The sequence below is a fragment of the Beijerinckia sp. 28-YEA-48 genome, assembly GCF_900104955.1.
Classification (GTDB): domain Bacteria; phylum Pseudomonadota; class Alphaproteobacteria; order Rhizobiales; family Beijerinckiaceae; genus Terripilifer.
In genome coordinates this window covers 3,803,343-3,820,734 of sequence record NZ_FNSI01000001.1, presented here as the reverse complement: position 1 = coordinate 3,820,734, position 17,392 = coordinate 3,803,343, and the positions used below count along the sequence as shown (strand labels likewise).

General features: G+C 61.1%; 18 protein-coding genes. 5 read left to right on the top strand and 13 right to left on the bottom strand.

All coding sequences use genetic code 11. The features are described 5' to 3' along the window. Positions 1 to 17: 17 nt before the first annotated feature. On the top strand, positions 18 to 809 hold the full coding sequence (locus BLW50_RS17950) for a TSUP family transporter (protein WP_244544297.1): 792 nt from the start codon (positions 18 to 20) through the stop codon (positions 807 to 809). A gap of 93 nt (positions 810 to 902) precedes the next feature. On the opposite strand, the gene ptsN is transcribed toward BLW50_RS17950, so the two are convergent. The 8 genes from ptsN to BLW50_RS17910 form a co-directional block, all read right to left on the bottom strand. Next, entirely contained in the window at positions 903 to 1,367 is a 465-nt protein-coding gene (gene ptsN / locus BLW50_RS17945) for a PTS IIA-like nitrogen regulatory protein PtsN (protein ID WP_090704980.1), read from the bottom strand. Between the two features lie 44 nt (positions 1,368 to 1,411). Beyond that, complete coding sequence (raiA, locus tag BLW50_RS17940; RefSeq protein WP_090704977.1) at positions 1,412 to 2,002, bottom strand: ribosome hibernation-promoting factor, HPF/YfiA family; 591 nt, start codon at positions 2,000 to 2,002, stop codon at positions 1,412 to 1,414. Positions 2,003 to 2,260: 258 nt separating this feature from the next. Beyond that, positions 2,261 to 3,877, bottom strand: coding sequence for an RNA polymerase factor sigma-54 (gene rpoN / locus BLW50_RS17935; protein WP_090704975.1), 1,617 nt, complete (start codon positions 3,875 to 3,877; stop codon positions 2,261 to 2,263). A 245-nt stretch (positions 3,878 to 4,122) separates the two neighbouring features. Next, positions 4,123 to 5,034, bottom strand: a complete 912-nt coding sequence (gene lptB / locus BLW50_RS17930; RefSeq protein WP_244544296.1) for an LPS export ABC transporter ATP-binding protein — start codon at positions 5,032 to 5,034, stop codon at positions 4,123 to 4,125. Positions 5,035 to 5,115: 81 nt separating this feature from the next. After that, entirely contained in the window at positions 5,116 to 5,688 is a 573-nt protein-coding gene (locus BLW50_RS17925) for an LptA/OstA family protein (RefSeq protein WP_170850223.1), read from the bottom strand. A gap of 29 nt (positions 5,689 to 5,717) precedes the next feature. Further along, the gene (lptC, locus tag BLW50_RS17920; RefSeq protein ID WP_139267662.1) at positions 5,718 to 6,428 is read right to left on the bottom strand and encodes an LPS export ABC transporter periplasmic protein LptC; all 711 of its coding nucleotides are present in this window, start codon (positions 6,426 to 6,428) and stop codon (positions 5,718 to 5,720) included. A 114-nt stretch (positions 6,429 to 6,542) separates the two neighbouring features. Continuing rightward, positions 6,543 to 7,157, bottom strand: a complete 615-nt coding sequence (locus BLW50_RS17915; RefSeq protein WP_090704969.1) for a ribonuclease D — start codon at positions 7,155 to 7,157, stop codon at positions 6,543 to 6,545. Between the two features lie 164 nt (positions 7,158 to 7,321). After that, positions 7,322 to 8,749, bottom strand: a complete 1,428-nt coding sequence (locus BLW50_RS17910; protein ID WP_090704967.1) for an FMN-binding glutamate synthase family protein — start codon at positions 8,747 to 8,749, stop codon at positions 7,322 to 7,324. Positions 8,750 to 9,124: 375 nt separating this feature from the next. Between BLW50_RS17910 and BLW50_RS17905 the strand changes: the two genes are divergently transcribed. Beyond that, positions 9,125 to 10,888, top strand: coding sequence for a sulfatase-like hydrolase/transferase (locus BLW50_RS17905; protein WP_170850222.1), 1,764 nt, complete (start codon positions 9,125 to 9,127; stop codon positions 10,886 to 10,888). A gap of 6 nt (positions 10,889 to 10,894) precedes the next feature. Here BLW50_RS17905 and BLW50_RS17900 read toward each other — a convergent pair whose 3' ends face one another. Then, positions 10,895 to 11,758 (bottom strand): alpha/beta fold hydrolase, encoded by an 864-nt coding sequence (locus tag BLW50_RS17900; protein WP_090704964.1) that lies wholly within the window; start codon positions 11,756 to 11,758, stop codon positions 10,895 to 10,897. Between the two features lie 202 nt (positions 11,759 to 11,960). Here BLW50_RS17900 and BLW50_RS17895 point away from each other — a divergent pair, with 202 nt between their 5' ends. Genes BLW50_RS17895 through BLW50_RS17885 form a run of 3 tightly spaced genes read left to right on the top strand, consistent with a single transcriptional unit; the run spans position 11,961 to position 14,082 of the window. Continuing rightward, complete coding sequence (locus BLW50_RS17895; RefSeq protein WP_090704961.1) at positions 11,961 to 12,605, top strand: DUF47 domain-containing protein; 645 nt, start codon at positions 11,961 to 11,963, stop codon at positions 12,603 to 12,605. A 6-nt stretch (positions 12,606 to 12,611) separates the two neighbouring features. Then, on the top strand, positions 12,612 to 13,616 hold the full coding sequence (locus tag BLW50_RS17890; RefSeq protein ID WP_090704959.1) for an inorganic phosphate transporter: 1,005 nt from the start codon (positions 12,612 to 12,614) through the stop codon (positions 13,614 to 13,616). 1 nt (position 13,617) lies between these two features. Then, a complete protein-coding gene (locus BLW50_RS17885) occupies positions 13,618 to 14,082 on the top strand; it encodes an NUDIX hydrolase (RefSeq protein WP_090704956.1) in 465 nt (154 codons plus the stop codon). A gap of 125 nt (positions 14,083 to 14,207) precedes the next feature. On the opposite strand, the gene BLW50_RS17880 is transcribed toward BLW50_RS17885, so the two are convergent. From BLW50_RS17880 to BLW50_RS17865, 4 genes are all read right to left on the bottom strand, one after another. Next, entirely contained in the window at positions 14,208 to 15,203 is a 996-nt protein-coding gene (locus tag BLW50_RS17880) for a DUF1254 domain-containing protein (RefSeq protein WP_244544478.1), read from the bottom strand. 432 nt (positions 15,204 to 15,635) lie between these two features. Beyond that, positions 15,636 to 16,589 carry an amino acid--[acyl-carrier-protein] ligase gene (locus tag BLW50_RS17875; RefSeq protein ID WP_090704951.1) on the bottom strand — a complete coding sequence of 318 codons (954 nt, stop codon included), beginning with the start codon at positions 16,587 to 16,589 and terminating at the stop codon, positions 15,636 to 15,638. A 31-nt stretch (positions 16,590 to 16,620) separates the two neighbouring features. Then, positions 16,621 to 16,866 carry an acyl carrier protein gene (locus BLW50_RS17870; RefSeq protein WP_090704949.1) on the bottom strand — a complete coding sequence of 82 codons (246 nt, stop codon included), beginning with the start codon at positions 16,864 to 16,866 and terminating at the stop codon, positions 16,621 to 16,623. A 136-nt stretch (positions 16,867 to 17,002) separates the two neighbouring features. After that, positions 17,003 to 17,386, bottom strand: a complete 384-nt coding sequence (locus tag BLW50_RS17865) for a hypothetical protein (protein ID WP_139267661.1) — start codon at positions 17,384 to 17,386, stop codon at positions 17,003 to 17,005. Positions 17,387 to 17,392 lie beyond the last annotated feature (6 nt).

Sequence of the window (17,392 nt, the reverse complement as noted above, 5' to 3'; positions counted from 1 at the left end):
GCCTTCAACGATCTCTCGTGTTTGACGTCGACCTGTCCACACTTGCCGTTTTGACTTTGACGGCCATGGTCGCCGCCTGTCTGGATGCCATTGCCGGCGGTGGTGGGCTGATCACTTTGCCGGCGCTGCTTCTGGCGGGGCTCGATCCTGTCACGGCGCTCGCCACGAACAAGCTTCAGGGCTCGGTTGGCACGTTGTCGGCGGTCGCCGCCTTTGCCAAACGCGGCTTGATCGAATGGCGACGCGCCCTTCCGATCGGCGCGGTGGCTTTGTGCGCCTCTCTCATCGGGGCCCAATCGGTCAATTTCGTCCCCAAGCACCTGTTGTCGGCGATCATTCCGTTCGTGCTGGTGGCGGTTGCTGTTTATTTCATTCTGTCGCCGCAGCTCACCGATCATAACGCGCACAGCCGACTGTCTCCGGTCGCGTTCAATCTGACGGCTGTGCCGCTCATCGGTTTCTATGACGGCGTCTTTGGGCCGGGTGCCGGTTCGCTTTACATGGCCGCCATCGTCAGTCTTCTGGGCTACGGCGCGGTGCGCGCCACGGGGCTGACCAAGGTCGCCAATGGATCGAGCAATGTTGGTGGTCTCATCGTCTTTCTGGCGATGGGCGTCGTCAACCTGCCGATTGGACTGTGCATGGCTGTGGGCGCGCTGGTCGGCGCTCAGATCGGTTCGGCGCTCGCCATCACGCTCGGCAAAAAGATTATCAAGCCGCTCGTCGTGATCATCGCGCTGGTCATGGCCGCAAAATTATTCTCCGCGGTCGATAGCCCGATGCGGATTTTTATGTCGCAAATGTTTTGAGGGACGGCCACAGGCCAGAAGAAAAGCCAAAAGAAAAATGGCCCGGTTCTGATCGTAACAGAACCGGGCGGGAACTTGTGGAAGTCTCGAACGTCAGGCCGCGAACGGCTTGGCGTCCTGCGTCATCAACAACAAGAGGCCATCGGAATCCTTCGTCGCGCGCAATTTCGCGGTGACTTCGGGATCGCGCAGCAGGCGGGCCACGCGCGACAGCGCCTTCAGATGATCTGCGCCCGCACCTTCGGGCGCGAGCAGCATGAAGAGGAGGTCGACCGGCACGCCATCCGGTGAATCATAATCCACCGGCTTCTCGAGCCGTGCGAACACACCGACGATGCGATTAAGCTTCGCGAACTTGCCATGCGGGATGGCGACGCCGTTGCCGGCGCCGGTCGAGCCGACGCGTTCACGCTGCGTGATCGTGTAGAAGATTTCGCGCTCCGGCAGCCCGCAACTGAGGGCTGCCGTCGCACACATTTCTTGCAGGACCTGTTTTTTGCTCGACGCTTTCAGCGCGGGCAAAATCGAGGCCGAGCTGATCAAATCGCTCATGCGCATGATGGGATATCCGAAAACTGCTCGACGTGCGGTGTTGTTGGGCTTCAGTTGCTCTTGGCCGCACCGGCTGGATCAATCCAACCGATGTTCCCGTCACGACGGCGATACACGATATTGACACGGTCACTGCCAGCGTTGCGGAACACCATCACCGGCGCGCCGGTGATATCGAGATCCATGACTGCCTCGGAGACGGAGACTGTCTGCAAGGCTTCGGTCTTCTCCGCAACGATGATGGGGTGGAACTCCGTTCCGTCATCGTGATCGTCAGTGGGCGCTTCGAGGATGTAGCGTGCCATCGTTTCGAAGTCGCTGTCACCATTGACCCCGTTGGGGCCAGCATGGCGATCCTTCAATCGTCGATTGTAGCGTCGCAGCCGCTTCTCAAGTCGTTCAGCGGCTTGATCGAATGAAGCATTAGCTTCATGCGCGCGGCCTTCCGAATGCAATGTCGTGCCAGACGAAAGGTGCAGCGTACAGTCTGCTTTAAATCCAGTGCCTTCGTGATCGAGGATCACGTGGCCTGCGACGGAACCATTGAAATACTTATCCACGGCTGCGCTGACGCGTTCAAGCACGCGCTGACGCAGGGCTTCGCCAATGTCGAAGTTCTTGCCGGAAACACGTAGATCCATTCGTCGCCCACTCCTGATTGCATCAACGTAACGTCGATGCATTGGTTGCTGCATCAGCTTGGCTAAAATACTTAGCCAATTGCGCAACACCCTGTTGCGTCCGAACACCCTTCCAAAGCGGCGCTGCATAGGCGACCGGGAGCGCAGATGCAAGTGCCGCCAGTTGGCGGGCGAGACCCTCTTGCTGCGAAGGTTCGGGAGAACCTTCGCAGCGGCGTGATTATAGCATGAAATTCAACTGAATGGCTGCCTGGGCCCTTAAGAATTTTTTCGGACGGCGGCGAGCTTTTCCCTACGTCTTTCGACGGATGAGGCGATCCGCAGGCTTTCCCTGTATTTGGCTACCGTGCGTCGCGCGATCTCTACATTTTGCTGTTTTAAACGCAGAACAATGGCGTCATCAGATAGAACCGAGTTGGCATCTTCCTGATCGATCATCTGTTTGATGCGGTGCCGCACAGCTTCGGCCGAATGGGCTTCGCCACCCGAGTGCGATGCAATAGCGGCGGTGAAGAAATATTTGAATTCGAATAAACCGCGCGGTGTTGACATATATTTGTTGGATGTCACCCGCGACACGGTCGATTCATGCATGCCTATGACATCAGCGACCATTTTCAGATTCAGCGGACGCAGATGTTCGACGCCTTTGGCGAAGAAGGCATCCTGCTGGCGCACGATTTCGCTGGCGACTTTCAAAATGGTGCGGGCGCGTTGTTCCAGGCTGCGCGTCAGCCAGTTGGCGCTCTGCAGGCATTCGGCAATATAGGATTTGTCGGCCGCCTTGGTCGGGCTGTTGCCGCCGACGCGTGCCGCATAGGTCTGATTGACCAGGACGCGCGGTAATCCTTCCGCATTCAGCTCCACCAGCCAGCTGCCATCCGACGCCGCTCGCACAGTGACATCTGGAATCACCGGCTGCATGGGCGTGCCGCCGAAGGCGCGGCCCGGTTTGGGATCGAGCCTGCGGATTTCATTGAGCATATCGGTCAGGTCTTCATCATCGACCCCGCACAATTTACGCAACTGCGCAAAATCGCGCCGCGCCAACAGTGGCAGGTGGGCGACGAAGATCTGCATGGCGGGATCGAAACGGTCTTGCTCACGCAGCTGGATGGCCAGGCATTCAGCCAGATCACGCGCGCCGATGCCGCTTGGCTCGAATGTGTGAATGACCCGCAGCACCTGTTCAACGCGCTCGAGCGTGGTGCCGAGCCGTTCGGCGACTTCCGCGACAGGCTCTCGGAGATAACCGGCTTCGTCGATCGCATCGATCAAGGTATGGCCGATGAGCCGGTCCATCGGGTCGGTCAGGGCGAGCGCCAACTGTTGTTCGAGATGTTCGGGCAGGGACAATTGGCTGGCGACATAGGCCTCCAGATTGGGGCTTTCGCCACCGCCATCGGAGGAGGCGGAACCCTGCGTCCCCGTCCAGGATGTGGCCGAGAGCGAGGGGTCCTCGTTGCTGGTGGGTGTTTTCGGCGCCACCATATCGGCGTCGTAAGTGTTGGAGATTTCGGTGCCGAGGTCGTTTTCGAGGTTATTGGCTGAGGTGACGAGGGTGTCGCTCGCCCATTCCGGCGCATGGTCGTCGTCGCCACCGGAATAATCCCTGTCACCGGCATAGTCGCCGTCGTCTGATCCGCCATCGAAATCGTCGTTCGAAGTGCTGTCGTTGCCGGAGGATTCGAGCGCACCTGGCGCCTCGGGGGCCTCCTCGGCCCGTTCAAGCAGCGGATTGCGCTCAAGTTCCTGTTCGACAAAGGCCGACAGTTCAAAACTCGACAATTGCAGCAGCTTGATCGCCTGCAGAAGCTGCGGCGTCATCACCAGGGATTGCCCCTGACGCATGACGAGGCGAGTTGAAAGCGCCATTACTCGACCCACGCTGACCTTGGCCGTACACAAGTTCGGCCCGTTTCTTGCTTCCTTATAGCATAAGGAATCCTGTCAGGGAGACTTGCTGCGGATTTTATCGGGCGAAGCGGGCTGGCGGTTAAGAGCCCATGAAGGGGTCTCGCGAGGCGCGGAAACTGGCGTGGCAGGATATCCCAGAAAGATATCTAATATTCTGATTTTATTTTATTATTTCAAAGGCACCGCGAAGCGCCGGCAATGCCTTACATACGGAAGTCCTGGCCGAGATAGTAGCGGCGCACGTCCGGATTGGCGACGATCTCCTCCGGCAGGCCCTCGGTCAGCACATGGCCACTGTGGATAATATAGGCACGGTCGATCAGACCCAGGGTTTCGCGGACATTGTGGTCGGTGATCAGAACGCCAATGCCGCGCTGGGTCAGATGGCGGACCAGGGCCTGAATATCGCCCACGGCGATCGGGTCGATGCCGGCGAAAGGCTCGTCGAGCAGCATGAATGTTGGCTGCCCGGCCAGGGCCCGGGCGATTTCGCAACGCCGCCGCTCGCCGCCCGAAAGGGCGATGGAGGGCGACTTGCGCAGTCTCTTGATATCGAATTCGTCGAGCAGGGCATCGAGTTCCGCTTCGCGCTCGTCGCGATCCTTGATCGTCACTTCGAGCACGGCCCGGATATTGTCCTCGACCGAGAGACCCCGGAAAATCGATGCTTCTTGCGGCAGATAGCCGATCCCGAGCCGCGCCCGCTGATACATCGGCAGGCCGGTGACATCGCGGCCGTCGAGCTCTATCGAGCCTTTGTCGGCCTTCACCAGGCCGGTGATCATATAGAAGACCGTGGTCTTGCCGGCGCCGTTGGGACCGAGCAGGCCGACTGATTCGCCGCGCCGCACGTTCAAGCTGACATTGGCGACCACTTGGCGGCCCTTGTAGCTTTTGCCCAGATTATAGGCGCCGAGCGAGCCGTCGCCGAGATGGGCGACCTCGGGCGGCGGCAGTTCACGGCTGGCAAGGGCGTCGAGCGCCGGCGCTGGCTCGTCTTCGACCTTTTCGATCAGGCCGGCTTGTTCCGCCCGCTCGCGCACGCGGTCGTTCAGCCCGCGTCCAAAACGGACGACCGCGAGGCCCGGCCGGGAAAGTTGGGAGAACAGCGACATGGGCAACGCGTTGAGAGAGGAGGCCGCAGGGCTTTAAATGATTCCGCGAAAAAAGCGAATCCGGGACAAGTATCCGTCAGGTTAGGGACGGGCAGGTTTAGCAGTCGGCTTTTCGCCGCAATTACTGCCGCCGGGCACGAAGGTGCTGGAAACCCGGCCGGTGATCTGCGCCCGACTGTTGGTCAGATCGTAGATCAGCCGCGAATCCTTATCGCCCTTCACCACATTGCCGCACTCGCTCAAGGTCGGATTGCCGATGAGATAGACCTTGTTCTCGGCGCGCTCGTAGACGCCGCGATCGCCGGTTCCAACCCGTTCCTTTTCGATCACGGTGACCGGGCCGGTGGCTTCAATGCGCTTGACCTGATTGCTGGTCGGGCCAGCGCCAGTGCTGCCGCTGCCGCCACTGGTGGCGGTTCCGCTACTGCTCGCGGTACCGTCGCCCGCTGCATCGCGGTCGAAGATGACGGTGAGGGTGGTGGAGCGCATGATCGCATCGCCCTGGCGCGCGACGACACCGCCCGAATAGACCGCCTTCTGCTCCTTGTCGAAATATTCGAGCTTGGCGGCATCGACATTCACTGGCGAGCGGGCATTACCGCCGGGCAAGACAGCGCCCGCGCGCTGCGCGAGAGCCGCGTTCGCGATCAGCACGGCCAACCCGAATCCAATTGCAACGCCCTTCATTGTTCGCCTTTCACTTGATCGGCTTCCAGACTGAGGTCGGGCACGATCGTTGACTTCACATTGCCGGAAAATATCACCACCGAGCCTTTATCGGCGATTTCGAGTTTGTCGGCTGAAACCGTATTGTTCTTCATGCGCACTGTCACGGGCTCGTCGGACGTCATCGTGCTGTCCTTGAAGCGCACGTCGGCGCTGCGCAGAACGATATCATATCCCGAAGAGCTCGTGATGCGGATGCGGCCCTCGGTGGCGTCCGAGGCGAGCGCCATCGTGTCGGCGGCGCTGTCATAGACGCCGCGCGGCGCGCTGATGTTGACATTGGTATCGTCGGCGGTGCGGATGCGCGCCTCGATCTCGTTGAGTTCGATGACCTTCGGCGTGCGCACGTCTTGGACGCCGGATTTGGCCCGCACCTCATAGGGCCGGCCATCGGGGCGGAAGCCGCTGAGCTTCGGCAGCTCCATGGTCACTTTGGTGCCGTTGAGGGTCGCCTGGCCGATCGAAACATTGCCGGGCAGATCGCGGAACGGATTGAAGATCAAGGCGGCGAGAAAGCCGGTGATGGCGATGCTGGAGCCGATAATGATCAGGCGCCGCAGCCGCCGCACCTGCCGCGAGTGGCGATCGGCTTTGGCGAAAGCCCGCGCGCGGTCGACCTGCGGACGAAGCAGCGTGCTGTCGTTCACTTGGGTCATTGTACCGGTCATACTGGTGTGCGCGCCCCGTTCGGCTATCAGCCCGACATTACTCTTGGCGGCTGCCAATGGCAAAGTTGAGGCTAAATGGCGGCTGCTTTCGCGCGTCCGCCATTTGAGCTGGCCCTATTCGTGCGAAAAGATGTCGCTGTCCGGCCAGCCCATCAGGTCGAGACGGGCGCGGGCGGGCAGGAAGCTGAAGCATTCGGCGGCGATCTCGGCGCGGCCCTCGCGCGCCAGCATGGCATCGAGCTTGCGGCGCAATTCGTGCAGGTGCAGCACGTCGGACGCGGCATAGGCGAGCTGCGCTTCGGTCAGCTTGTCGGCGCCCCAGTCCGAGGATTGCTGCTGTTTCGACAGATCGACGGCGACGAGCTCCCGCACCAGGTCTTTCAGGCCGTGCCGGTCGGTATAGGTCCGTGCCAGTTTGGAGCCGATCTTGGTGCAGTAAACAGGCGCCGGCATCACGCCGAAGGCATTGTAAAGCGCCGCAATATCGAAACGGGCGAAGTGGAAGATCTTCGTTACCTTCGGGTCGGCGAACAGCTTTTCCAGATTGGGGGCCCGGGTCTGGCCCTTCTCGATCTGCACCACATCGGCGGTGCCATCGCCGCGCGACAATTGCACCACGCACAGCCGGTCGCGGTGGGGGCGCAGGCCCAGCGTTTCGGTATCGATCGCGACGGCATCGCCAAACGTGGTGTTGGCGGGCAGGTCGCCCTTGTGCAGGCGAATGGTCATGGAATCGGGCTCTTGTAACGCCAGCACCAGGGATCGTGGATTGCCGGCCGGATCGCTGCTTATGGCGTCCGGACGCGCCCGGCGTCAACTTTGGGCACCCGCCAGGCGCCCGCCCTCCTCGGGGCAGTGCCGTGACGCGATATCTTGACGTGATGCCTGGTTCCCTATTCGGCGGCGCCGGTATTGCGGAAGCCGGCGACGCCGCGCTCGACCTCGGTAACGTGGTGGGGCGCGAAATCCTGCGGGCCGGCAAGGCCGCAGCTGTGGGCGATGATTTCGACTTCCTCGATCATGCGCTTGGCGTAATTGGAGGCCCGCACCGCCTTGTCGGCCGGGTCGAGGCCGGCGGTCAGGCGCGGGACGGACGAAGTCACGCCGGTCGGGCAGTGGCCCGAACCGCATTTCATCGCCTGAATGCAGCCGATCGAAAACATGAAACCGCGGGCGCTGACGACGAAGTCGGCGCCGATGCACAAGGCCCAGGCGACCTTGTCGGGCGTCACCAACTTGCCGGCGGCGATGACGCGAATGCGGTCGCGCAGCCCATGCCGGTCGCGCGATTCGATCACGGCTGGCAGCGCTAGCGTGATCGGCATGCCGACATGTTCGATCAGCGCCGCTGGCGCCGCGCCGGTGCCGCCTTCGCCGCCGTCGACATGAATATAGTCGGGGCAGCCTTCAGGATGACGCAGGCAATCCTCGAACCATTCGTCGAGCGCCATCGTGTCGCCGACAACGAATTTCACGCCAACCGGCCGGCCCGTAACCTCGCGCACGCGCTGGACGAAAAGGCCAAGCTCGCGCACGTTGGCGATGTCGCGGTGACGGTTGGGGCTGATCGAATCCTCGCCCATCGGGATGCCGCGGATTTCAGCGATTTCTTTGGTCACCTTGATGCCGGGCAGGATGCCGCCTTTGCCGGGCTTGGCGCCTTGCGCCAACTTCACCTCGAACATGCGGACGTTTTCATGGGCCGCGATGGCGCGCAGCCGGTCGTCGGACAGATTGCCGCCGGCGTCGCGCACGCCATATTTGGCGGTGCCGATCTGCATCACCACATCGCCGCCGCCGACCAGATGATAAGGCGACAAGCCGCCTTCGCCGGTTGCCATCCAGATGCCGGCCATCTGTGTGCCTTTTGACAAGGCGGTCACCGCTGCGGGACTGAGGGCGCCGAAACTCATGCCGCTCAAGTTGAAAAAGCTCTTGGCGAAATAAGGCTGGGCGCTGGAGCCGGGGCCTTCGGCGATGCCGATCATCTTGCCGGGAAAGCCGTGGCGATCTTCTTCCAGCACCGGGAAGGCGGCGTTGCGGAAGGCGAAGCTCGGTGTTGCCGAACTGCCAAAGCTGATCAGATTGGGAACGCCTTTGGCGGAGCGGTAGATCCAAGAGCGCTCGAGCCGGTTGAACGGGCGCTCGCTCCAATCGGGCAGATATTGATACTGCCGCATATATTCGCCCCAGGTCTCGGCGAAATAGCGGAAATGGCCAAGGACGGGGAAATTGCGCAGGATGGCGTGGTTGGTCTGCCGGATGTCATGAATGAAAATGCCCAGGATCAGGGCGGCGACGACAATCAGCAGAATGATCATGGAAAGCTCCGGACGTTTCCTGCGGTTTATGCGTGGGATAGCGTTTTGCAGTTTGACTTAGTCAAGCGCCACAAAGACGCGTCGAAACAAAGATCCAAGGCAAAATTGCGTTTCTATCGAAACGCAATTTGCTTTGGGGAAGCACGATGACTGCGCCGCAGGCACAGATATAGCTGCCTTCGTGGTTCGCAAAGCCAGCCGCGCGGTTTCTGACGCTACAATGCGTCAATCTGGTGAACAGCGGGAGATATTGCAAAGCAGCATTCCGACGATCTGACTCACATGGCGCTTTACGTATTTATGCACACATCCTAGATAGATTTTCACAAATCCGTCATGTGGCGGATAAACGAACAAAAACACGCGTCTGTCCTCATGGTGCCAGTCCCCAGTGCCGCGCGCCTATCCGGTTCCGCTCGTGGGGCCGCGCGGAATCACGGGACGTCGGAGCCGCTTGGTTGGACATTCGTCGCGGCCTTGGCGCTGGCTTGGTGCGCCTTCATCGACTTTACGGAACCGGACCGAACGATCTTTGCGCTTGTCGCCGGATTCTTCATCGCCCTCGCGGCCTTGTTCACGGTGATGACGCGTCGGCCGGGTTTCGCTTTGATCGTCGCCATCTTTCTCTTCGTCCCGGTCTACGCGGCGTCGCTCTTCAAGTTCGACATCACGGCGATGAACCTGCACGTCTATGACGTGGTGTTCTACCTGTTCAACACCGCGCAGATCGGCTTCTTCATTCAAACCTATCCGTTGACGGTTCTGCTGTGTGGCGGCGCCTTGGCGATTGCTCTGGCCTTGCTCTATGCCAGCTATCGTCTGGAAACGCCGCGCCGCTTCCCCGTTCTGGTGCGCCCGCTCGCGGGCCTTACTGCCTGCGCGGTTCTCCTGGCCAGCACGTGGAGCCTTGCGGCGCGCAAGCCGACCTTCTTCGACGAAGGCCGCTATATCTTTTCGGCTTTCATCGGCTCGCTCGCCGATATGCCGGCGCTGGTGCAGGCCAAGGGCTTTTTTGAAATCAGCGCCCACGCCACTTTGTCGCCGACAAAGTCCTCGGCGATCACCTGCGAGGCAGCCGCCAACGCGCCCGACATCGTGCTCTTCCTCAATGAATCGGCGATGCCCGAAGGCGTCTATCCGCAATTGCACTATCCAGCCGAACTGGCGCCGTTCTTCCGCTCAAGCGATGGCCAGACCCATCGGCTGCGCGTCGAGACCTTCGGCGGCGGCACCTGGCTGTCGGATTTCTCGGTGCTCACCGGCTTGCCGACCAACACCTTCGGCAACCTGCGCAACTTCGCCACCCAATTGATGACGGGGCGGCTGCGCCATGCACTGCCGCAATATCTGAAGGCCTGTGGTTACGACACCTCGATCATTTATCCTTCGCTCGCGGGCTTTGCCGGCTCGGGCCGGTTCTACAAGGCGATCGGTTTCGATCAGGTCATCGACCGGCAGGTGCATCATGCGCCCAGCGACCGCCAGCGCGATGAATTCTATCTCGACCAGGTGATCAAGGTGTTGCAGGGCGCGCGCGACAGCGCCTCCAGTGGCAAAGCGCGCCGCCCACAATTTATTGTCGCCTCCAGCATGGCGGCGCATTCCCCATGGAATTTCCGCTTTGCGCCGGAAATGTTGAAACCCGGCGAGACGACGCGCTGGACCGGCGATCCCGAGTTCGACGAATATTTGTGGCGGCTGGTGCTCGCCAAGCGCGATCGCGACGCCTTCCGCACCAAGCTCGCCGCGCGTTTTCCCGGCCAGCCCTTCCTGTTCGTGAACTACGGCGACCACCAGCCGGCGCTGGCGCGTCTGCCGCTCTCCAATGCCATCGAGATCGCCGACAAAGGCATTGCCTGGCAGCTCGATCCCGCATCCCGCGCTTTCGACACTTATTACGCGGTGGACGGGCTGAATTTCACGCCGAAGACGGCACTGCCCAATGTGCCGATCCTCGAGATTCCGCACCTGGCGGCTTTGACGGTGGCCGCTGCCGGCCTGCCGCTCGATTCTGTGTTGCAGCGGCGCCTGTGGCTGATCGACCGCTGCAACGGCCTTTACGTCAGTTGCGCCGATCGCGGCGCCGTCCTCGCCTATCAGCGCTTCCTGATCGACTCGGGCTGGATCGTTCAGCCCTAAACTAAATCAGGCTTTGGCCAGCGCCTGCAATTCACGGGCAATCAGATCGGGCACTTCCAGCGGGCTGAGGTGGCGTGCGTCCGGCACGATCGTCAGCGTCGAGCCGACGATGCCGTTGTGCAGGACCTCCGCCATGGCGATGGGGGTTGCCAAATCTTCCGCGCCGACAAGCACCCGCGTCGGCACGCGGATCGCCGGCAGATGGGCGCGCAGGTCGGCCGCGCCGAGCATCCGGCAGCTCGCCGCATAGGCTTCGAGATCGTTGCGCAGGAACACGTCGAGGCAGGCGTCGACGACATCGGCATGGTCATCACGGAAGGCATCGCCGAACCAACGGATTTTCTGGAACGCGACAAGCCCGGTAAGGCCTTCCGACAGGGCTTTTCCGGCCCGATCCGCCCATTGCGCCGGGGCATCGGGGCCATACCAGGCGGTGGTGTCGAACAGGCCCAACCCCCTCGTGCGTGCCGGATATTGGCCGGCGAAGGCGAGGCTGATGCAGCCGCCCATGGAGGCTCCGGCGACGATGGCATCGGACCAGCCCACATGGTCGAACAGGTCGGCGAGGTCATCGGCGAATTGCTCCACCGAATAGGCCTGGCGGGGCTTGTCCGACTGGCCGTGGCCGCGACAATCCCAGGTCAGGATCGCGGCGTCTTGGCCCAGCGCCTGGCTCAGTTGCTCGACCACCGGGGTCCAGAAGTTGCGATCGAGCGCCAGGGAATGGGTGAGCGCGAAACGATGCGGTGCCGAGGGGGCGCCAACGAGGTCGTAGGCAATGGCGTGGTTGTCGCGGGTCTGGGCTTTACCAGTCTGGGCTTTACCAGTCTGGGCTTTACCAGTCTGGGCTTGGCGAGTCTGAGCTTGCATGAGCGCCGTAATCCTCCATCTCGTGCTTTTTCGCCGTTCTCTTGGCGTAGGGCGACAGAGATGTCCACCGCCACCGCAGCTTCGGCGCCCCACGCTGGTTTCCCGGCGGCCCGGCCCTTGGTAAAAGCCCGCTCCTGCGGTTGATACAAAACCGTCACAAATATCGATTCGGCATTGGTTCAACGTTGTTTTGGGGGCGCGCATGCTCGGCTGGTTTCAGGCTCTGATGCCAAAAGAGGAACGTTTTTTCGATTATTTCGATCAACACGCGCAGATTAGCGCCAAGGCCGCGGAGGCTTTGCGCGCTTTGCTGGAGGGCGGCGCGGCGATCGCTGCCAACAGCGCCCGGGTTAACGAACTTGAGGACCAGGCCGACGGCGTCTCGCGCGACGTGCTGCTCGCTGTGCGCCGGTCCTTCATCACGCCGTTTGATCGCAGCGACATCCGCGAGCTGATCACCTCGATGGATGACGCCGTCGATCAGATGCGCCAGACGGTCAAGGCGATCTCACTGTTCGAGGTGACCACGTTCGAGCCGGAAATGCGGCAGTTGGGTGACCTGATCGTTGATTCGGCGAAACTGACGATCGAGGCGGTCAATCGGCTGCGAACCATGCGCCAGGATGCGGCCAAACTCGCCGTCATCGCTTCGCGCATAACCCAGCTCGAAGAACAGTCCGACGAATTGCATGACATCGGTCTCAAGGGCCTGTTCAGGGTGCACGGCAATGTCAGCCCCATGGCCTATATCGTCGGCAGCGAGATCTACGGACATCTGGAGAAGGTGGTCGATCGGTTCGAGGATGTCGCCGATCGCATCAATGGCATTGTCATCGAACATTTGTGAGCCCCCGTGGACGCTAGCTTCACTCTCTATCTGCTCGTGGCGCTCATCGGTGTGGCGTTGCTGTTCGACTTCCTGAACGGCCTGCACGACGCGGCGAATTCGATCGCCACCATTGTCTCCACGCGCGTGTTACGGCCGCAATATGCCGTGTTCTGGGCGGCGTTCTTCAATTTCATCGCCTTTATTTTCTTCGGCCTGCATGTCGCCACGACCGTCGGAACAGGCATCATCACGCCCGAGATCGTTGATGACCGGGTGATCTTCGGCGCGCTGATGGGCGCCATCATCTGGAATATTGTCACCTGGATCGGTGGCATTCCCTCAAGCAGCTCGCATGCGCTGATTGGCGGGCTCTTGGGGGCAGGCGTCGCCAAGGCCGGATTTAGCGCGGTGGTGATCAGCGGCGTCACCAAGACAACGCTGGCGATCGTCTTATCGCCCATGGTTGGCTTCATTCTTGCCCTTTTGCTCATGCTCTTAGTGTCATGGATTTGTTATCGTTTGAGCCCATTGGCGGTCGATGGCGCATTTCGGGGCTTGCAGTTTGTGTCTGCTTCGCTCTATTCCCTGGGCCACGGCGGCAACGATGCACAAAAAACAATGGGAATTATTGCCGTTCTGCTCTATTCGCATGGCCAACTTGAAGGCGGCTTCCACGTTCCGTTCTGGGTTGTCCTAGCTTGCCAAGCGGCTATGGCGCTTGGGACCCTTTTTGGCGGCTGGCGAATCGTGCATACCATGGGGTCTAAAATTACACGCCTGTCACCAATGCAGGGATTTTGCGCCGAAACGGGCGGCGCGATTACGCTCTTCATGGCAACAGGCTTAGGCGTTCCGGTGTCGACGACACATACGATAACGGGCTCCATCGTGGGTGTCGGTGCTGCTAAGCGAGTGTCTGCCGTCAGGTGGAACGTTGCCCGCAGCATTTTGGTGGCTTGGGTTGTGACAATGCCGGCCGCGGCTTTGATCGGTGCGGTTTTCTATTGGGTGTCAGGAGTTTTAGGCTGAAATGACAACGAGCACGGCAGTCAGGGATCCTCAGAAGAGCAGCGAACCGCACCTGCAGTTCGCAGCCCTGCCGTATCGTCGTGACAACGGCCTTGAAGTGATGCTCGTCTCCTCGCTCGACTCCGGCCGCTGGATCATTCCCAAGGGCTGGCCGATGGATGGCCTGACGGGCTATGAGACGGCCGCCCGTGAGGCCTTTGAGGAGGCCGGTCTGATCGGCACCATCGCCCCCCAGTCGATCGGTCAGTTTCATTATCAGAAGCGCCGCAAGAACGGCGCCGTCTGGCTCTGCCGCGTCGAAGTCTTCCCCATGGAAGTCACGCAGCAGCGCAAGAAATGGCCGGAGAAGCACGACCGCGTCACCAAATGGTTCAGCCTCGAACAGGCGGCTGAACTGGTGCGTGAGGAAGAGCTGGCCGCGGTCATGCATCAGTTCGCTGCCCTGCAGCGCGTGCCGCAAGGCTGAAACGAAAACCCGGCTGAACCGAAGAGGCTCGGGCCGGGCGTTCCCTATTTCCAACGATCTTCACGCGCCTGAACTCTGGGCCGCTTGCGGTGCCGCCGGGGACGCCAGCCCCACGGCCGCACATGTCACGGCACCTGCTTTGCTTCCGGGAATTGCCACTTGCCGTTCAGAATTTCGGCACGCGGGCGGTAGAGCCGAACCATGTAATTCCAGCCGTTCATGATCGGCAGGCAATTCGGAATCTTGCCATCGCAGCCACCAAACTGGACCGTGACGCCGCCGCTCGGGCTCTTGGTGGCTGTGAGGTTGTTGATCGAATAGGCGTTGAGCGGGTTCGGCTGGTAATAGCCCTTCTCATTGTAGAGGCTGATCGACCAGAAGCCATCGACTGGCACAGCCCCGACATCGAGTTTGTAGACCGTAGAGCCATCGTTCTTTGGCGGGGTCACGTTGAGATAGATAGCTTCCTTGTCCGGATTGCCGCCCCAGGCGGAGGCCGCGCCGATGAGCCGGCGCACGGGATCAACTTGCGCCTTGGTGCCGAACATCCGGCGGGCGTCAGGCAATGTCGAGGCGAGCACGAGCAGCGCATCGCGCACTTTCTTCTGGCTGACTTGATCCCAGTTTGGAATCTCGAATTTGCCCGTGCTCTTCTGATCGACCTTGATCGCGTCCTGTAGGGCGTGCACCTCTTGGACATCTTTCGGGTTGGCGGGATCGACGAGCGTTCGCACGCCCAACACGACGTAGCGCGTCCCGATCTGCTTCCTGGTGAAGGTGTGCTTGCCCGGCGTGTAGATCACCTGCGAGGTATATTGATCCTCGTCGATCACCTGCATCGACATGAAGCGCTTGCCAGGGTTTGGCAACGTGATCGTGACGGGCCCGGCATCGAGATCGAAGATCGCAGCGGAATAGAGTGTGTCCCGGTTGAGCCGGATGACCGTCTGATTCTCGATAGAGGCTGGTTCGCGCCGATGGAGGAACTTTCCGAAACCACCATCCTTGACGAAGTTGCTGAAGTAGAGATCGGATTCGGCGCGAACAAAATTGTCCGGCGTGACTGGGATCGGCGTTTGTTGAGCCAATACAGCGGAGCCGCAGACTGTGGCCAGCGCCATCGTAGCGAGCTTGAATCGAAGTTTCATAACGAGACTCCTTCTCTTGCAGGCGAACCTAGTTGGCGACCTTAGCGATGGGCGCCGGTTGCCAGCCGACACGGTTCACGACGTCTTTCGGTACGTAGGTTTGGAAGGTCATGGAAAATGGCTTGCATGCTGTGCGCGGCCCCTTGCGGCAAGGGCCATAGAGCAAATCCAGCCTGAAGCCGTGGGATGCAACACTGACGAAGAGGCGCCTCGGCAAACATCCAGTCGGTCCGCGAAACCGCATCGCCGTCCCCCCAGCTAAGTGAGGCTAGGCGGAAAGCTCGATCGGACGCAAGCCCTATTGGGCGACTGGTTAATGCAGGAGATTGGGGTCCTTAATCACCGCCCCCTTAGCCCGCCATTGCTCGACCCTGTGGGCCGGGCATGAGGGAGATGCCGTGGCGCTCACGGCCACAGCACCTGCCGCACCGCCTGCGGCCACTGCGCCGTGTCGGTGCCGTGGTGCTTGAACAGCGCCAGCGCCACGCGCTCCATGCCAAAGCCGACACAGGCCGTATGCGCGACTTCGCCGTCGCTGGTGGGGATGTTCCACAGCGAACCGAAGTGATCCTGGTGGTAGTTGAAGGACAGACAGGCCGTCGGCTTCTCTTCGCTCGTTACCGGGATCAGCAGTTCGAATTTGAGGCCGGTGTCGCGCTGGTTGTTGGCGAGCATGCGGCCGGCGCGACCAAAGAACGGGTCATTGGCCAGATCGACCTTCAGCGGCACGCCGAGCGAGCCCATCATCGCCTGGCCGCGTTCGAGCCAGGTTTCGCGGAAGGCCTGGACCTGTTCGGGCGTGCCGATGCGGACGTATTCGCGCATGCGGAACATCTGCATCCGCGCCGGATCCTTCGAGGGTTCGTGGCGGAAGCAATAGGATTGCAGGTCATAGAGGCGGCCGTCGACGGGCAGCGGCCCGCGCTTGGCGACGGTCGGGTAGAGCGGATAGCAGGCGGCCGGCGTCAGGATGATGTCGGTGGCGGCCTGATGGCCGGTCCAATCCTGGCCGGCTTCGAGTTCGGCGAGCAAGGTGCAGTGGTCGGCCTCGCCGCCCATGAAACTGTGCACGGTGCCAGCGAGCTGCGGGAAGCTCTTCATATAGCCGCTCTTCTCGAACAGCGGCCTGGCGATGCCCGGTGGGAAATGGATCGATGTGGCGCGATCGGCGGCGCCATATTGCGTGATCAGCCGGTCGAAAGCCTGAATCACATCCTCGAACACGCCGGAGCGGCCGTAGAGGCCCTCGACGCCAGTATCAAAGAGGATGCCCTTGTCGAACAGTTCGTCGAGATAGGCTTCCTGCGCCGAAACCGGCGAAGAGGAAGTGGACCCGGTGCTAGGCGCGGCAACGCTCATAGAGGCAACTCCAGTCGAGGGCGGTAGCTGTTCAGGCGGCGGTCTGGGTCAATTCGGCGATGGCGTTCTGGATCGCCTTGATGCTCGCGAATGTACGACGGTTGAGCATCTGTTCGGGAAACTCGATCTCGAAGGCGTCTTCCAACGCCAGCATCAATTGCACGGAAGCAAAGGAGGTCAGGCCCGCCTCATGCAAGTCGGCGTCGTCGGATAGCGTTGCAGCCTTGACCGGCAATTTGGCTGTTTGGTCGAGAATGTCCCGAATCTTATCGTTCATGATTGCAGTCCCCGGATATTGTTAGGGCACGGTTTAAAGCCGCGCCCACTGCGAAAGGGTGAATGATTTCGTGCCTTTGCGGCATTTCTACATCGCAGTTTACAGGCGGTTAAGCAGCTTCCGGGAATTCGATCGGTCAATAGCAGACAAAGCCGCCGCCCGTGGCTGGCGCCGCATTGCCCATGGATTCAAGGGGGGTACGGATGTCGGCGGCGAGCTGCTGCAGGTCGGCCGCGCCGACCGGGGCCTCATCGAGATGCGTTAGCCACGTGCCGAAATCGGCTTGCCCGCCTTGTTGGCCGATCTGCGCCAGCCGGACGGCGACGAACTGAGCCAGGGCCGTGCGGCCGTCCTGGCGGTAGCGGTAGTGCAAAAATTCCAGAATGTCCTGTTCCACCGCGCCCGGCTCAAGCGGCACGTGGAAGCCCCCGGCGCAGGCACAGCCGGCCATGTGCGGGGCGAAAATCATCGCGCCAGCCCACAGTCTCGCTAATTCCTGGCCGACGGCTTGCGGTTGCACCTCTGT

What these genes read in the sequence shown, in the direction of transcription:
- BLW50_RS17885 (WP_090704956.1), top strand. Translation starts at nt 13,618, where the DNA reads ATGACAACGAGCACGGCAGTCAGGGATCCTCAGAAGAGCAGCGAACCG.
- BLW50_RS17875 (WP_090704951.1), bottom strand. Translation starts at nt 16,589, where the DNA reads ATGAGCGTTGCCGCGCCTAGCACCGGGTCCACTTCCTCTTCGCCGGTT.
- BLW50_RS17915 (WP_090704969.1), bottom strand. Translation starts at nt 7,157, where the DNA reads ATGACCATTCGCCTGCACAAGGGCGACCTGCCCGCCAACACCACGTTT.
- BLW50_RS17895 (WP_090704961.1), top strand. Translation starts at nt 11,961, where the DNA reads ATGCTCGGCTGGTTTCAGGCTCTGATGCCAAAAGAGGAACGTTTTTTC.
- lptB (WP_244544296.1), bottom strand. Translation starts at nt 5,034, where the DNA reads ATGTCGCTGTTCTCCCAACTTTCCCGGCCGGGCCTCGCGGTCGTCCGT.
- ptsN (WP_090704980.1), bottom strand. Translation starts at nt 1,367, where the DNA reads ATGCGCATGAGCGATTTGATCAGCTCGGCCTCGATTTTGCCCGCGCTG.
- BLW50_RS17880 (WP_244544478.1), bottom strand. Translation starts at nt 15,203, where the DNA reads ATGGCGCTGGCCACAGTCTGCGGCTCCGCTGTATTGGCTCAACAAACG.
- BLW50_RS17905 (WP_170850222.1), top strand. Translation starts at nt 9,125, where the DNA reads ATGGTGCCAGTCCCCAGTGCCGCGCGCCTATCCGGTTCCGCTCGTGGG.
- BLW50_RS17910 (WP_090704967.1), bottom strand. Translation starts at nt 8,749, where the DNA reads ATGATCATTCTGCTGATTGTCGTCGCCGCCCTGATCCTGGGCATTTTC.
- raiA (WP_090704977.1), bottom strand. Translation starts at nt 2,002, where the DNA reads ATGGATCTACGTGTTTCCGGCAAGAACTTCGACATTGGCGAAGCCCTG.
- BLW50_RS17870 (WP_090704949.1), bottom strand. Translation starts at nt 16,866, where the DNA reads ATGAACGATAAGATTCGGGACATTCTCGACCAAACAGCCAAATTGCCG.
- rpoN (WP_090704975.1), bottom strand. Translation starts at nt 3,877, where the DNA reads ATGGCGCTTTCAACTCGCCTCGTCATGCGTCAGGGGCAATCCCTGGTG.
- lptC (WP_139267662.1), bottom strand. Translation starts at nt 6,428, where the DNA reads ATGACCGGTACAATGACCCAAGTGAACGACAGCACGCTGCTTCGTCCG.
- BLW50_RS17900 (WP_090704964.1), bottom strand. Translation starts at nt 11,758, where the DNA reads ATGCAAGCTCAGACTCGCCAAGCCCAGACTGGTAAAGCCCAGACTGGT.